The sequence below is a fragment of the Sinomonas sp. R1AF57 genome, from assembly GCF_002224485.1.
GTDB lineage: Bacteria > Actinomycetota > Actinomycetes > Actinomycetales > Micrococcaceae > Sinomonas > Sinomonas flava.
On the sequence record NZ_CP022463.1, the window covers coordinates 3572467 to 3586035 of the forward strand.

Consider the following 13569-nt stretch of genomic DNA (forward strand, 5'->3'; position numbering starts at 1 on the left):
ACGACACGCCGCCTGGTGGGAGTCAATGCGAGCAGGAAGGAACGCGCCTACGGCACGTCCAGGATCTCGCTGCGGATCAGGAAGCGCTTCCCCTCGGGTGCCTCGAGGGAGAAGCCGCTCCCCCGCCCCGTCACCACGTCCACCGTGAGGTGCGTGTGGGACCAGTACGAGAACTGCTCCTTCGACATCCAGAACCCGAGCTCGCCCCGCCCAGGGAGGTCGAAGAGCCCGAGGAGCTCGTCGGCGTCGCCCGTGAGGAAGTCACCGGCGGGGTAGCACATGGGCGCGGACCCGTCGCAGCACCCGCCGGACTGGTGGAACATGAGCGGCCCGTGCCGCTCCCAGAGCGTCTCCAGCAGGTTCAGGGCCGGCTCGGTCAGTGCGACCCGGGAGAAGTCCTCCCCCGGGCGCACCGGCCGGGCCTGCAGCGCGTGGCCCATGGAACCGGTCATCAGTACTTGATGACCACGCGGCCGTCGATCTTGGCGTGGTGCATCTCGTCGAAGACCTGGTTGATCTCCTCCAGCTCCCGCGTGTGGAACGTGGGGTGGATGAGGCCGCGGGCGTAGAAGTCGAGCGCCTCCTCGAGGTCCTGCCGCGTGCCCACGATCGAGCCGCGGATCGTGAGGCCCTTGAGCACGATGTCGAAGATCGGGGCCGGGAAGTCGCCCGGGGGCAGGCCGTTGAAGACGATGGTTCCGCCGCGGCGGGTCATGCCGATGGCCTGGCCGAACGCGGCCGGGTGCACGGCGGTGACGAGGACGCCGTGGGCGCCGCCGGTGGCCTTCTGGATGGCCTCGGCCGGGTCCTCGGCGAACGCGTTGACGGTGACCTCGGCGCCGTGCTTCTTCGCGAGCGCGAGCTTCTCGTCCGCGACGTCCACGGCCGCGACGCGCATGCCCATCGCGACGGCGTACTGCACCGCGATGTGCCCGAGGCCGCCGATGCCGGAGATGACGACCCACTCGCCCGGGCGGACCTCGGTCTGCTTGAGACCCTTGTACACGGTGACGCCGGCGCACAGGACCGGGGCGACCTCGTACGGGTCCGAGCCCTCGGGGATGCGGGCGGCGAACTTCGTGTCCACCAGCATGTACTCGCCGAACGAGCCGTCCACGCCGTAGCCGCCGTTCTGCTGCGACTCGCACAGCGTCTCCCAGCCGGTGCGGCAGTACTCGCAGGTGCCGCAGGCGCTCCACAGCCACGCGTTGCCGATGAGGTCGCCCTCCTTCACGTCCGTGACGCCCTCGCCGACGGAGACGACCGTGCCGACGCCCTCGTGGCCCGGGACGAGCGGCAGCTTGGGCTTGACGGGCCAGTCGCCCTGGGCCGCGTGGAGGTCGGTGTGGCAGACGCCGCTCGAGATGAGCTTCACGAGCGCCTGGCCGGGGCCGGGGGTGGGGATCTGCAGCTCGTCGACAGTGAGCTCGTCGCCGAACGTGTGGACGACGGCGGCCTTGAAGGTGCTGGTCGTGGTCATGGTCATGCTCCCTTGCATGTTGCGGTGGTTGAGCGGAGTCGAAACCCCGGTGATTGAGCGGAGTCGAAACCCCGGTGGTTGAGCGGAGCCGGCGGTTGAGCGGAACCGGCGGTTGAGCGGAGCCGGTGGTTGAGCGGAGCCGGTGGTTGAGCGGAGTCGAAACCCCGGAGGATTGGGCTCCGCTCAACCGCCGTGCGCTCTAGAAGAAGCCGAGCTTGGACTCCGCGTAGGAGACGAGCAGGTTCTTGGTCTGCTGGTAGTGCTCGAGCATCATGAGGTGGGTCTCGCGGCCGATGCCGGAGGACTTGTACCCGCCGAACGCGGCGTGCGCGGGGTACGCGTGGTAGTTGTTCACCCACACGCGCCCGGCCTGGATGTCGCGGCCGGCACGGTAGGCGGTGTTGCCGTCGCGGGACCAGACGCCGGCGCCGAGGCCGTAGAGGGTGTCGTTGGCGATCTCGAGGGCCTCCTCGTAGTCCGAGAAGCTCGTGACCGAGACGACCGGGCCGAAGATCTCCTCCTGGAAGATGCGCATCCTGTTGTTGCCCTCGAACACCGTGGGCTCGACGTAGTAGCCGCCCGCGAGCTCGCCGGGCAGCTCGGCGCGCTTGCCGCCGGTGAGGACCTTGGCACCCTCGGCCTTGCCGATCTCGATGTAGCTCAGGATCTTCTCGAGCTGGTCGTTGGAGGCCTGCGCGCCGATCATCGTCTCGGTGTCGAGCGGGTTGCCCTGCTTGATCTTCTTGGTGCGTTCGACGACGTCGCCCAGGAATCGCTCGTAGATGCCCTCCTGGACCAGGGCGCGGGACGGGCAGGTGCAGACCTCGCCCTGGTTGAGCGCGAAGAGGGTGAAGCCTTCCTGCGCCTTGTCGTAGAACGCGTCATCCTTGGCGGCGATGTCGTCGAAGAAGATGTTCGGGCTCTTCCCGCCGAGCTCGAGCGTGACGGGGATGAGGTTCTGGGACGCGTACTGCATGATGAGCCGGCCCGTGGTGGTCTCGCCGGTGAAGGCGATCTTGCGGATGCGCGGGGAGGAGGCGAGCGGCTTGCCGGCCTCGACGCCGAAGCCGTTGACGATGTTCAGCACTCCGGCCGGGAGGAGGTCGCCGATGATCTCGGCCAGGACCAGGACGCTCGCCGGCGTCTGCTCGGCGGGCTTGAGCACGACGGCGTTGCCCGCGGCGAGCGCGGGGGCCAGCTTCCACGTGGCCATCAGGAGCGGGAAGTTCCACGGGATGATCTGCCCGACCACGCCGAGCGGCTCGTGGAAGTGGTACGCGGTGGTGTTCTCGTCGATCTGGGAGAGCGAGCCCTCCTGGGCGCGGATCGCGCCGGCGTAGTAGCGGAAGTGGTCCACGGCGAGCGGCAGGTCCGCGGCCAGGGTCTCGCGGACGGGCTTGCCGTTGTCCCAGGTCTCGGCGACGGCGAGGGTCTCGAGGTTCTCCTCGATGCGGTCCGCGATGCGGTGCAGGATGAGCGCGCGCTCAGCGACGCTGGTCTTGCCCCAGCCCGGGGCGGCCTTGTGGGCGGCGTCGAGGGCGAGCTCGATGTCCGCCGCCTGCGAGCGCGCGACCTCGCAGAACACCTTGCCGGTGACCGGGGTGACGTTCTCGAAGTACTCGCCGCCCACCGGAGCGACCCATTCGCCGCCGATGTAGTTCTCGTAGCGGTCCTTGAAGGTGACCTTGCTGCCTTCCGTGCCCGGGAATGCGTAGACGGTCATGGCGAAACTCCCTTGTCTCTGTGCCTGTGGCCGGTGGTGCCGGCCGAGGTGGCCGGTGGACCGGCGTTGCACTGAGCGTAGGAGCGGGGAGGTTGCGGACTGGTTGCACGGGTGTGGCGGGCGTCACAGCGGGCGTTGCGCGGGCCGGGCGCGGGAATGCCGCGCCGGCGGCCTCACTTGCACTTTCCGGGATTCGCCGTGCACCACTGCTGGTACTGCTCCACGTAGGTCTGGTGCTCCGCGTACGTCTTCGCGAACTTCGTCTCGCCGGTGTCGAGGTTGACGGTCACCCAGAACAGGTAGTCGTTCGCCGTCGGGTGTGCTGCCGCGGCCACCGCCTTCGATCCCGGCGAGCCGATGGGGCCCGGCGGGAGCCCGCCGTGGACGTAGGTGTTGTACGGGTTGTTCGCGTCCGCCTTCTGTTCCTCGGTGAGCTGGACGGTCTTCGTGCCGAGACCGTACGTCACCGTGGCGTCGGACTGGATGAGGCCCTTGGTCTCATCGTTCGGCTTGAGGCGGTTCTCAATGGCTCCGGCAACATTCCCGTAGTCGGCCCGGCCGCCCTCGGCCTGGACGATGCTCGCGACCGTCAGCACCTCGTACTGCTTCGCCGGGTCGGTGACGCCGGCCTGCTTGAGCTCGTCGAGGGTCGCCGAGACGAGCGAGGCGAGGATGTCCTTCGCCGGCGTCCCCACTGGGAAGCGGTACTCACCCGGTGCCAGATAGCCCTCGAGGGTCTTGGCCTGTGACGGGAGCCCGAACTGGGAAGGCTGGCTGTTCAGCGAGTCGAGCTCCTTCCTGTCGACGCCCGCAGACCTGGCGATCGCGTCGAGCGACTCGTTGATGCGCAGTCCGGCGCTCAGCGCGAAGTACATGACCTTAGCGCCGTCGCCTGCGAGGACCTGCGCGGCGTCCGACGCCTTCATCTCCTTCTTGAAGGTGAAGTCGCCGGGGTGGACCTTTCCGCCGGTGTCTCCGAATGCGCGGACGAAGGTGTCGGCGTCCGCGACCACGCCCTGCTCCTGCAGTTCCTTGGCGACCGTGGCGAGGGCATCGCCCTGTTGGACCGTGACCGTGACCGGGTCGGTTCCGGGGCCCGGGTAGTCGGCGACCTTGTCCATCCCAAGGGCGGAGCGCAGGACCAGCGCAACGAGAACTGAGCCGGCTACCACGAGCGCTATGACGACGCCCATGGCGATGGCTGCGGTCCGGAGCGGACGACGGCGCCGCGGGCCTCCCCGGCCTCCCCCGCCGGCGACCGGATGGGCGCCAGGCTCTGGCGTCTCCTCCTGCGCGGCCAGGAGTCCGCCGATGCCCACTGCCGTCGGCGCGTGGGCCGAAGACTGCTGGTCTTGACCCCCTGAGGTGATCACGGTGTCCGAGCTCCTGTCCCTGATGCGGCGCGGCGGGCATGGCCCCGCCACACGGTCTCTGGGAAAGTACCCTTTCGTTCGCTCGGTGAAACGAAAGGGAGCGCGGTCAGCGGCGGATCCGGTGGGGGCCCTCGAGCTGGTCGGGCGGGATCGGCAGGCCCCTCCAGGGAAGCTCGGTTCCCGGCACGAAGACATGCTCGGCACGGAAGCCGCGCTGGCGGCGTCGGCCAGACGCGACCTCCCAGACAACGTAGACGCGGCCGCCGCCGGACGCTACGGCATACCCGTGGATCTCATTGCCGCGCTCCCTGACGATGACCATCTGCACGTCGGATCGGCTCATGCGTGTTCCACGCCTTGGGCGTGGAACGGCAGGCCGTGTTCGTGCAGCGCCTGGACGATGGCCTGTTCCTGCGCGGCGAGGGCCGCCGCTGCCCCGTTCGGAGCGTCGCTGCCCGTGTGGCGCATGGCGTCTTCGACCTGGGCAAGCTGGACGATGAGCTCCCGCACAGTGGCGCGCTCGGATTTCGCTGATGTCGAGGACATGCCTTGAGCCTACGGGTGGGTAGACAGCCCTGTCTTCACCCGGAGGGGTGAGGCGGCGGGTTCTACAGTAGACCTGTGGGTGCTCTGCGCGTTGCTCTCGTCAACGACTACGAGGTTGTCGTCCAGGGGTTGGCTGCCATGCTCCGGTCCTATCGCGACTCGCTGCATGTCGTCGAGCTGGATCTCAACAGGGACGTGGGCCAGCCGGTCGACATCACGCTCTACGACACCTTCGCGGCGCCCCAGGGCGATGCCGAGGATGTGCGGCGGCTTGCAGCGAATCCGCTGGCAGGCAAAGTGGTGGTCTACTCGTGGAACCTCGACTCCGATCTGGTCTCCGCCGCACTCGCCAACGGCGCCAGCGCCTACCTGTCCAAGGGCCTGACCGCGAAGGAGCTCACGACCGCCCTGCACGCCGTGCACCGCGGAGAGCTCGGGGCGGTCGCCGCGGCCCATGGGTCGGCGAAGGTGGTGGGCGGGGACTGGCCCGGCCGGGAGGAAGGGCTCACCCAGCGCGAGGCCGAGATCCTCGCGCTCATCACGCAGGGGCTCAGCAACCTCGAGATCGCGGACCTCACCCATCTATCGATCAACTCGGTCAAGACGTTCATCCGCAGCTGCTACCGCCGGATCGGAGCGGCGAACCGGCCACAGGCCATCCTGTGGGGCGTCGAGCACGGCTTCCGGCCGGATCGTGCGCGGATCCGGCTGAGCGAGCCGGAAGACGCCTCGCGCTAATCCGCTTGCCCGCCCAGCACGCGGTCGATCCGGGACAGGACGCCCGGCCAGCCGTTGCCCATGCCTTCGATCGCACGGGCGCCCAGAGGGGTGTCGAGGCGGAACCCGGCGTGTTCGAGCGTGAGGAGGGTGCCGCCGTCGACCGCTTCGAGGCTCCACGTGATGATCGTGTCCAGCATGCCTTCGGCGAAGGTGAAGCGGATGGACACGCCGGGCTCGACGGCGAGGACCTCGCACTTCTGCTGGCCCCATTCGGCCATGTCCATGGTGAAGCGGTGGCCGACGACGGGGGCGATGTCTCCCGGCGCCCACCAGCGCGCGAGGAGTTCCGGCGTCGTGAGCGCAGCCCACACGGCGGCCGGCGGGTGGTCGAACCGCCGCTCGAGGCGGATCGCGTTCTCGGCGGGAGCGGTCTCGGCGGGAGCGGTCTCGGTCATGGGGTTCTCTCCTCTTCCAGAAGGTCGGCCAGCGCGTCGAGGCGCTCGCCCCAGTAGTGCTCGAAATGCTCCACCCAGTCCCGCACCTCGAGGAGGCCCGCAGCCTGGAGGTGGTAGACGCGATTGCGCCCGCGACGCTCCTCTCGGACCAGCCCGGCGTCGCGGAGGACCGCGAGGTGCTCTGAGGCGGCGGAGCGGCTGAGGTCGAGCAGCCCGGTGAGCTCTCCCGCCGTCCTCGGCCCGGCGCGGAGCGCGTCGAGGACGGTGCGCCGCGCGGAGTTCGCGAGGGCACCGAAGACGTCGGTGAGCATGGGCCCACAATACGTCGGAAACATCCGACAGATCAAGCCGGTGACAGCGTTCGGGCGACCGCCGACACTGGTGCCATGTCGATCCTGCCGCAGATCAGCCTCCGCACTCCCCTCCCCTTCGACATCCTGGGCGCCCAAGTGGTCGTGGCGGGCCTGGGCTCCGCCTTCGAGGGGGTCTATGGCTCGGTGATCGTGCGCGACGCCGGCGGTCACGTCGTCGCCGAATCGCACCTTTTGGGCGGAGGCAACGGCTTCTCGCTTTTCCACGCCGCGTTCGGGCTCGGCACGCCCACGACGCCGGAGGGCACCGTGACGGTCCAGGGGGCCAACCCGAGCGGCCTGGCCGAGAACGACGCGTCCGTCACGGTGCCGGTGACCTTCGGGCGGCAGCTCATGGGCGGCACCTACTCCGGGTTCTCGCTGCACACTGTCGCCGACGGTGACACCCTCTCCGGGATCGCGCAGCAGTACTACGGCGACGGGGGCAAGTACGGGCTCATCTTCACCGCGAACCGGGACATCCTCTTCGACCCGGACGTGATCTATCCGGGCCTGGCGCTGCGGGTCCCGCTGGCGTGACGGGGCGGGTCGGACCGCGGGGACGCTCCTGCGCGACCCGCTCCCCTCGCCAACCCCTCCCCTCACAGCGCCTCCTCCTCCGCCGCTCCCCCGCGGTACACGGCCGCGAGCTCCGACCGTGAGCCAATCCCGAGCTTCGCGTAGATCCGGGTGAGGTGGTACTGCACAGTCTTGACGGACACGAACAGCTCGCGTGCCGCCTCCCGGTTGCTGCGACCGCCTGCCACGAGCCGGGCGACGGCCTCCTCCTGGGCGGTGAATGCCGCGGGCGCCGGAACCGGTGCATGCACCCGCGTCTCCTCGGAGTCGGCACGGGAACCGGCACGGGACCGGAACACTCCGGTCCCGGCAGCCTGCAGCTCGCGCTCGCACCGTGCCACGTAGACGCTCGCGCCCAGGACGGCGAACGCGTCCCTGGCCGCGGCGAGGACGCCGCTCGCGTCACGGCGCCGCCCGGCCCGGCGCAGCGTCTGCCCGTAGGCGAACCGCACCCTTGCGGCGCCCCAGGGCAGCGGCAGCCCCTCGATCGCGGCCAGCGACTCCTCGAACACCGCCACGGCCTCGTCCAGCCGGCCCTGCGCCCCGAGCAGCCGCCCGCGGACGGAGCCGAGCCGCGCCGTCGTGCTGCGGTGCCCGGCGCCGCGCGCGGCCTCCTCGAGCGGCGCCAGGAAGGCGTCGGCGCGGTCGAGCTCGCCGGCCATCACGAGCGCGTTGGCGTAGACGTCCTGCCAGGGCCAGAATCCGGGCTCGTCGACCCACGGCGTACGGTCCATGTGCACGATGGGGTCGAAGGCGCGCAGCACTGCGGCGTAGTCTCCGGCGCTCTCGGCCACGGCCGCGGCCGCCATCGCGCCGCTGAGCCGCATGACGGGGTAGGCCTCGGGTCCCGCCTGGGCGTGCTGGCTGTGTTCCGCGGCCTCGGCGGCCTGGCCCCTCAGGGCGCAGACCTGGGCGGCGGTCAGGCGCAGCACGGGCTCGACGAGGCTGATCCCCACGGGGTCGTTGAGCGCGAGCCCGGCACGCGCCGTCGCGAGCGCGTCGTCCCAGCGGCCCACGGCGAACTCGGCGCGGGCGAGCCACGCGTGCGCCCAGAGCGCGATGCGCAGCGAGCCGGGGCGCCGTGCCGGCGGGATCGCGGCGCGGAGCTCGAGCCGCGCCGTGTCCATGTCGTCGACGGCGAGCGCGACCCATCCCCGGCCGAGGCGGAGCCGCTGGTCGCGTCCCCCAAGGTGCGCGGAGGACGAGAGCTCGTCGTACGCCCGCCGCGCCTCCTCGTGGCGCCCCATGAGGCCGAGGGCGAGCCCGAGCATCGCGCGGGCCTCGATCCCGGCGGTGCTGTCGGGGCCGGCAATCCGCACGGCGGTCTCCGTCCAGGCCAGCATGGCCTCCCCGTCCCAGTTCCCGAGGGCGTCAAGGACCCGGTACTGCGCGATGCGTGCGGACAGGTCGGCGGGGGCCGTGGGCGGCCGCGTCTCCCAGGCCCGCGCGAGGAGGGCACCGGCCCGGCGCGCCTGCCCGGTGTGGATGGCGTGGTAGGCGAGCGCGGCGTCGCGCTCGGCGCCCTGCGGCAGCGACTCGATCTGCCGGGCGAGCGGCGCGGCCCGGGTCAGGTCTCCGGCCCCGATCATCGCCTCCGCCGCCCGCACAAGACGGTCCTCGCGCAGCGCCGGGTCGACGTGGAGCCGTGCGGCAGCGACGAGTGCATCCGCCGCGGCCCCCCAGTCGCCCTTGGCCGCCTCCGCCTCGGCGAGGGCGTCCACGGCGGCGGCGAGGTCGCCGTCGGGCATCGCCGCAGCGGCGACAAGGTGGCGGACCCTGTCCCGGGTCGATTCGGAGAGCTCGGCGGCGCGCGCGTGGAGCGTCGACCGCCGCAGCGGGCCGAGGCCGGCGTGCACCGCGTCGCGGACCAGCGGGTCGCGGATCGTGACCTGGAGGCTTCCGGCGACGGTGCGGCACTCGAGCAGCCCGGCCGCCCACGCGGCGTCGGCGGCGGCGAGCAGGGCCTCCGCATCGCCTTCGGGGAGCCGCGCGAGCTGCGCGGCCGCAGCGGCGCTCGGGGTGCCCCCGAGCACGCTCACCGCCTCGACCAGGGCGCGCGACGGCGCGGGGAGCCCCGCGAGCGCGGCCTCCGCACGCTCGGCAACAGAGCGCACGACGGCGCGCGGCCCCTCTGCTGCGAGCGTCTCCGCCCCGAGGGCCTCCGCTCCGTCCGCGAGCGCCTCGAGGGCGAGCCCCGGGTTCCCGCCCGTCGCGCGCCATAGCGCCTGGACGGCATCCGGTCCCAGGTCCACGCCGGCGCGCGCGAGCGCGAGTTCGCGCAGGGCCTCGTGCGTGAGGGGGCCGAGCCGGAGGCGCCGGGCCCGGACGGCGCCGGCGAACTGGGCGGCGGGGCTGGCCGGGCGTGTCCCGGCTGGCCCGCATGCGGCGAGGACCAGGACGGGGCCGCGGAGCCGGCGGAGGGCGAAGGCGAGGGCTTCGAGGGAGAGCTCGTCGGCGTCCTCGAGGCCGTCGAGCACGATGAGGGCGGGGCCGCCTTCCGCCGGAGCGCCGTCCCCCGTCAGCCCCGCGAGCCACTCCCCCGCGGCGCGGCCGGCGGGCAGCCACGCGGGCTGGTCGCCGTCGGGCCCCCACGCCTCGGCCCCGGAGCCCTCCTCATCCAGCCGGCCGGAGCCCGGCGGCGACGCGACCCCGAGCTGGGCAAGGATGCCGCCTCGCAGCCCCCGCTCCCACGGCGTGCCCTCCGCGCGGCGCACCGGGAGGTCGGGGTGGAGCGCGGCGAACGCCTCGCACAGGGCGGTCTTGCCGATGCCGGACGGTCCCTCGACGATGACGCACTGCGGGCCCGCGGACGCGGCAGCGCCCAGGAGCGCATCCAGTTCGGACAGCTCCTGGGCGCGCGCGACCACGCCGTCGTGGGGATTCAGCATGCCTCGACCGTATCCCCCGCCGACGTGACGCGCATCATTGCCCCGCCTTCGGCGAGCTCACTGCAGCGCCGGCTCCGCCTCGCCGTCGTGCGCCGGGGCCGCGCCGAGCGCCTCCTCGTGCGCCGCCGGCCGCGGGACGAGGGCGGTGACCACCGCGCCGAGCAGCGCGACGACCGCGAAGATCCAGAATGCGGCCTGGCCGGTCACGCCCGCCGAGAGCAGAAGCCCCCCGGCCAGCGGGCCGAGGATGCCGCCGAGCCGCCCGAACCCGGCGCACCACGCGACTCCGGCCGCGCGGGTCTGCGTCGTGTAGAAGTTCGAGACGAACCCGTACACGAGCACCTGCGTGCCGATCGTGCCGACCCCGGCCACACCGACGGCCGTCAGGAGCACCGCGAACGGCATGTGGAACGTCAGCAGCACGAGGGCGAGGGCGGCGAGCGCGAACGTGCCGGCGATGATCCGCTTGGGCCCGGTGCGGTCCACGGTCGCCGCGGCGACGAGCCCGCCCACGATCGCGGCCGCGTTGAGCACGAGCAGGAACGTCAGCGAGTACGCCTTCCCGAACCCGTACTGGCCCATGATCTCGGGCAGCCACGTGTTGAGCCCGTACGTCAGCAGGAGCCCGGCGAAGCTCATGAGCCCGAGCAGCGCCGTCGGGAGGGCGAAGCGGCGCGTGGCCAGCCCGGCGAACCCGGCGCGCTCGCGCGGGGCGCCGGCGGCGGCGGCCGGCGGCCGGCTCGTCTCGGGGAGCACGACGCCGGTCCGGCGGCTGAGCTCCTCGGCCTCCTCGCGCCGGCCCCGCGAGAGCAGCCACATGGGCGACTCGGGCAGCTTGGCGAGCGCGAGCGGGAGGATCGTGACGAGCGGGACGGCCCCGATCCAGAACAGGGGGCGCCAGTCGAGCCCGTTGCCGAACCCGAGTGCGAGGAGTGAGGCGAGCACGCCGCCGGCGGGGACGCCGGAGTAGACGATGGCGTTGCAGAGGTTGCGCCGGTTCTTGGGCGCGAATTCGGCGACGATGGCGCCGGCAGTGGCCACGAGGGCCCCCACGCCGATGCCGGTGAAGAACCGGAACGCGCCGAACAGGGTGACGCTCGTGGTCAGGGCGGTCGCGGCCATGCCGACCGAGAACCAGGCGAGGGCCAGGAGCATGACCTTGCGGCGGCCCACGAAGTCGCCGATCGCTCCGCTCGCGAGCGCGCCGACCATGACGCCGATGAGCGCGTAGCTGCCGAGGGCGCCGGCGGTGGCGGGATCGAGCTGGCCGATCTGGCTCGGGTCGCGGAGGAGGCCCGAGACGACCGTGCCGTACACGACGAGGTCATAGCCGTCGAAGGTGAGGGCCGCCGCACCGAGGGCGACGACCCACACCAGGGTGGTGCGCTGTCGCTGCGAGGGCGCAGCCAATGCTGAAGATGACATGCAAGACTCCGATGTCTGTGCTGGGATCTGGAGCTGGACAACTGCTGGTGGTGGTGCTGGGTGACGCTGATCACACAGGGGTGATCCGAAACCGCCCCCGGGCCTGGCAGGCCCGGGGGCGGCAACGCGAGGGGGGAGGAGCCTCAGCCGAGGTCGCCTCCGGCCACAGGCAGGATGGTGCCCGTGATGTAGGACGCCTCGTCCGAGGCGAGGAAGCAGATCGCGGCGGCCTGCTCGTCGAGGGTGCCGTAGCGCTTCAGGAGCGAGGACTCCACGGTCTGGTCCACGATCTGCTGGTACCAGGCCTTCTCCTGCTCGGTGGCGGGGAGCGGCCCGCGCTGGACGGCGCGCGGCGGCGCCTCGGTCCCGCCGGGCGCGGTCGCGACGACGCGCACGCCGTGCGGGGCGGCCTCGAGCGCGAGCGCGGTGGTGATGGCGCGGACGCCGCCCTTCGACGCAGCGTACGGGACGCGGTTGACGCCGCGGGTCGCGACCGAGGAGACGTTCACGATCGTCCCGGACTGCTGGGCGATGAGGTGCGGCAGCGCGGCCCGGCACATCCACAGCGTCGGGAACAGGGAGCGGCGCACCTCCTTCTCGATCTCCTCGGGCGTGTAGTGCTCGTACGGCTTGGCCCAGATGGTCCCGCCCACGTTGTTCACGACGACGTCGATGCGCCCCGCCGCGGCGAGCGCGCCGTCGGTGGCGGCCAGGGCGCCGTCGTACGTCTCGAGATCTGCGGTAACGCTGTGCGCCTTGCCGCCGGCCTCGCGGAGCGCGCTGGCGACCTCGTGCACGAGCTCGGCCCGGTCGGCGAGGACCACCTCGCCGCCCTCCGCCGCGATGCGCTCGGCGACGGCGCGGCCGATCCCCTGGGCGGCGCCGGTGACGATCACAGCCTTGCCCGCGAAGCGGGCGGCGAACGTCGCCGGGCGCTGTGCTGTCTCGGTCTCGGCCTGCGCCGGGCTCATGCGGCCTGCCCGGGGTGCACGGCGTGCTCGTGAGGCACACCGACGGCGAACCGCTCGTAGTAGAAGTTCGTCGGCGTGATGCCCTCGGCCGCGAAGTACTTCCGAACAGCGTCCACCATCGCCGGCGGACCGCACAGGTAGACGTCCACGTCGCCGTCGTTGAGGTGCTCTGCCAGGAGGTGCTGCGTGACGTAGCCCTTCTTGGGGTGCTCGGACTCGGCGTCGGCCACGATCGTGTCGAACGTGAACCCCTCGATCGAGGCGGCATAGCGCTCGAGGGCCTCGACCTCGACGAGGTCCTTGTCCCACGTGGCGCCGTACGCGAGATGGATCGGGAACGCGGGCGCCTCGCCCGAGGCCGAGAGCTTCTCGAGCATCGCCAGCTGCGGGGCGATCCCGGTGCCGCCGGCCAGCATGAGGACCGGGCGCTTGACATCGCGCAGGAAGAAGCTGCCGATCGGCCCCTCGAGCACGAGGCGGTCTCCCTCTGCGGCGCGCTCCTTGAGGTACGTGGTCATGACGCCGTCGGGCGCGGTGCGGACCAGGAAGGTGAGCTTCTCCGCGCCGGGGCCGCTCGAGAACGAGTAGCTGCGCTCCTCGTCCGTGCCGGGCACCTTGACGTTCATGTACTGGCCCGGCAGGTAGTGCAGCTTCTCGCGGTCGTCGACGGCGAGCGTGAGGCCGGCCGTGTTGTCGGCGTACCAGTGCAGCTTCTCGAGTGTGGCCGTGAACTGGCCGATGCTGCTCTTCGCCATGTCCGCCGTGCCCGAGATCCGAAGCACGAGGTCGCTCTCGGGCTGCATCTGGCACGGCAGGCAGAAGCCTGCGTCGGCCTCCTCCTCGGTCAGCGCCTCATCGATGTAGTCGCCGCCGTCATACGTGCCCGACTCACAGAAGGCCTTGCAGGTCCCGCACGCGCCGTCGCGGCAGTCCAGAGGGATGTTGATCCGGGCCCGGTAGGACGCATCGGCGACGGTCTGCCCCGGGGGAACGGTGATGAACTGCGTGACGCCGTCTTCGAAGGCGAGGGCAACCTTGTGTCCGGTCGCGGTGGTCATA

The 13569-nt window shown here is 71.7% G+C and carries 14 protein-coding genes; 2 read left to right on the forward strand and 12 right to left on the reverse strand.

The annotated features are described in order from the left end of the window. Window positions 1–47 precede the first annotated feature (47 nt). The 6 genes from CGQ25_RS16510 to CGQ25_RS16535 form a co-directional block, all read right to left on the reverse strand. On the reverse strand, window positions 48–452 hold the full coding sequence (locus CGQ25_RS16510; protein WP_369802247.1) for a DUF779 domain-containing protein: 405 nt from the start codon (window positions 450–452) through the stop codon (window positions 48–50). Then, entirely contained in the window at window positions 452–1480 is a 1029-nt protein-coding gene (gene adhP / locus CGQ25_RS16515; protein WP_208710912.1) for an alcohol dehydrogenase AdhP, read from the reverse strand. Before adhP ends, CGQ25_RS16510 begins: the two co-directional genes overlap by 1 nt. A 199-nt stretch (window positions 1481–1679) precedes the next feature. After that, window positions 1680–3203, reverse strand: a complete 1524-nt coding sequence (adh, locus tag CGQ25_RS16520; RefSeq protein ID WP_208710913.1) for an aldehyde dehydrogenase — start codon at window positions 3201–3203, stop codon at window positions 1680–1682. A gap of 173 nt (window positions 3204–3376) precedes the next feature. After that, window positions 3377–4576: an endolytic transglycosylase MltG gene (gene mltG / locus CGQ25_RS16525; protein WP_369802248.1), complete on the reverse strand. Its 1200-nt coding sequence runs from the start codon at window positions 4574–4576 to the stop codon at window positions 3377–3379. A 106-nt stretch (window positions 4577–4682) separates the two neighbouring features. Further along, the gene (locus CGQ25_RS16530) at window positions 4683–4919 is read right to left on the reverse strand and encodes a hypothetical protein (RefSeq protein WP_208710915.1); all 237 of its coding nucleotides are present in this window, start codon (window positions 4917–4919) and stop codon (window positions 4683–4685) included. Further along, on the reverse strand, window positions 4916–5122 hold the full coding sequence (locus CGQ25_RS16535) for a hypothetical protein (protein ID WP_208710916.1): 207 nt from the start codon (window positions 5120–5122) through the stop codon (window positions 4916–4918). The genes CGQ25_RS16530 and CGQ25_RS16535 overlap by 4 nt, the downstream gene beginning before the upstream one ends. Before the next feature lie 75 nt (window positions 5123–5197). On the opposite strand from CGQ25_RS16535, the gene CGQ25_RS16540 reads away from it, so the two are divergent. Continuing rightward, window positions 5198–5860 (forward strand): response regulator transcription factor, encoded by a 663-nt coding sequence (locus CGQ25_RS16540; protein ID WP_208710917.1) that lies wholly within the window; start codon window positions 5198–5200, stop codon window positions 5858–5860. Here the strand turns inward: CGQ25_RS16540 and CGQ25_RS16545 are convergent. Next, on the reverse strand, window positions 5857–6297 hold the full coding sequence (locus CGQ25_RS16545) for an SRPBCC domain-containing protein (protein ID WP_208710918.1): 441 nt from the start codon (window positions 6295–6297) through the stop codon (window positions 5857–5859). The genes CGQ25_RS16540 and CGQ25_RS16545 overlap by 4 nt on opposite strands. Then, window positions 6294–6608 carry a helix-turn-helix transcriptional regulator gene (locus CGQ25_RS16550; protein WP_208710919.1) on the reverse strand — a complete coding sequence of 105 codons (315 nt, stop codon included), beginning with the start codon at window positions 6606–6608 and terminating at the stop codon, window positions 6294–6296. Before CGQ25_RS16550 ends, CGQ25_RS16545 begins: the two co-directional genes overlap by 4 nt. A gap of 75 nt (window positions 6609–6683) precedes the next feature. Between CGQ25_RS16550 and CGQ25_RS16555 the strand changes: the two genes are divergently transcribed. Then, window positions 6684–7187, forward strand: coding sequence for a Gmad2 immunoglobulin-like domain-containing protein (locus CGQ25_RS16555; protein WP_208710920.1), 504 nt, complete (start codon window positions 6684–6686; stop codon window positions 7185–7187). A gap of 62 nt (window positions 7188–7249) precedes the next feature. Here the strand turns inward: CGQ25_RS16555 and CGQ25_RS16560 are convergent, their stop codons facing one another. From CGQ25_RS16560 to benC, 4 genes are all read right to left on the reverse strand, one after another. Further along, the gene (locus CGQ25_RS16560) at window positions 7250–10114 is read right to left on the reverse strand and encodes a LuxR family transcriptional regulator (RefSeq protein ID WP_208710921.1); all 2865 of its coding nucleotides are present in this window, start codon (window positions 10112–10114) and stop codon (window positions 7250–7252) included. Between the two features lie 57 nt (window positions 10115–10171). Further along, window positions 10172–11539, reverse strand: coding sequence for an MFS transporter (locus CGQ25_RS16565; protein ID WP_208710922.1), 1368 nt, complete (start codon window positions 11537–11539; stop codon window positions 10172–10174). Between the two features lie 143 nt (window positions 11540–11682). Next, on the reverse strand, window positions 11683–12510 hold the full coding sequence (locus CGQ25_RS16570) for a 1,6-dihydroxycyclohexa-2,4-diene-1-carboxylate dehydrogenase (RefSeq protein WP_208710923.1): 828 nt from the start codon (window positions 12508–12510) through the stop codon (window positions 11683–11685). Further along, a complete protein-coding gene (gene benC, locus CGQ25_RS16575) occupies window positions 12507–13568 on the reverse strand; it encodes a benzoate 1,2-dioxygenase electron transfer component BenC (RefSeq protein WP_208710924.1) in 1062 nt (353 codons plus the stop codon). Before benC ends, CGQ25_RS16570 begins: the two co-directional genes overlap by 4 nt. Window position 13569: the final 1 nt, after the last annotated feature.

What these genes read in the sequence shown, in the direction of transcription:
- CGQ25_RS16565 (WP_208710922.1), bottom strand. Translation starts at nt 11,539, where the DNA reads ATGTCATCTTCAGCATTGGCTGCGCCCTCGCAGCGACAGCGCACCACC.
- CGQ25_RS16550 (WP_208710919.1), bottom strand. Translation starts at nt 6,608, where the DNA reads ATGCTCACCGACGTCTTCGGTGCCCTCGCGAACTCCGCGCGGCGCACC.
- CGQ25_RS16535 (WP_208710916.1), bottom strand. Translation starts at nt 5,122, where the DNA reads ATGTCCTCGACATCAGCGAAATCCGAGCGCGCCACTGTGCGGGAGCTC.
- CGQ25_RS16530 (WP_208710915.1), bottom strand. Translation starts at nt 4,919, where the DNA reads ATGAGCCGATCCGACGTGCAGATGGTCATCGTCAGGGAGCGCGGCAAT.
- CGQ25_RS16570 (WP_208710923.1), bottom strand. Translation starts at nt 12,510, where the DNA reads ATGAGCCCGGCGCAGGCCGAGACCGAGACAGCACAGCGCCCGGCGACG.
- adhP (WP_208710912.1), bottom strand. Translation starts at nt 1,480, where the DNA reads ATGACCACGACCAGCACCTTCAAGGCCGCCGTCGTCCACACGTTCGGC.
- adh (WP_208710913.1), bottom strand. Translation starts at nt 3,203, where the DNA reads ATGACCGTCTACGCATTCCCGGGCACGGAAGGCAGCAAGGTCACCTTC.
- CGQ25_RS16555 (WP_208710920.1), top strand. Translation starts at nt 6,684, where the DNA reads ATGTCGATCCTGCCGCAGATCAGCCTCCGCACTCCCCTCCCCTTCGAC.
- CGQ25_RS16545 (WP_208710918.1), bottom strand. Translation starts at nt 6,297, where the DNA reads ATGACCGAGACCGCTCCCGCCGAGACCGCTCCCGCCGAGAACGCGATC.
- CGQ25_RS16560 (WP_208710921.1), bottom strand. Translation starts at nt 10,114, where the DNA reads ATGCTGAATCCCCACGACGGCGTGGTCGCGCGCGCCCAGGAGCTGTCC.
- CGQ25_RS16510 (WP_369802247.1), bottom strand. Translation starts at nt 452, where the DNA reads ATGACCGGTTCCATGGGCCACGCGCTGCAGGCCCGGCCGGTGCGCCCG.
- benC (WP_208710924.1), bottom strand. Translation starts at nt 13,568, where the DNA reads ATGACCACCGCGACCGGACACAAGGTTGCCCTCGCCTTCGAAGACGGC.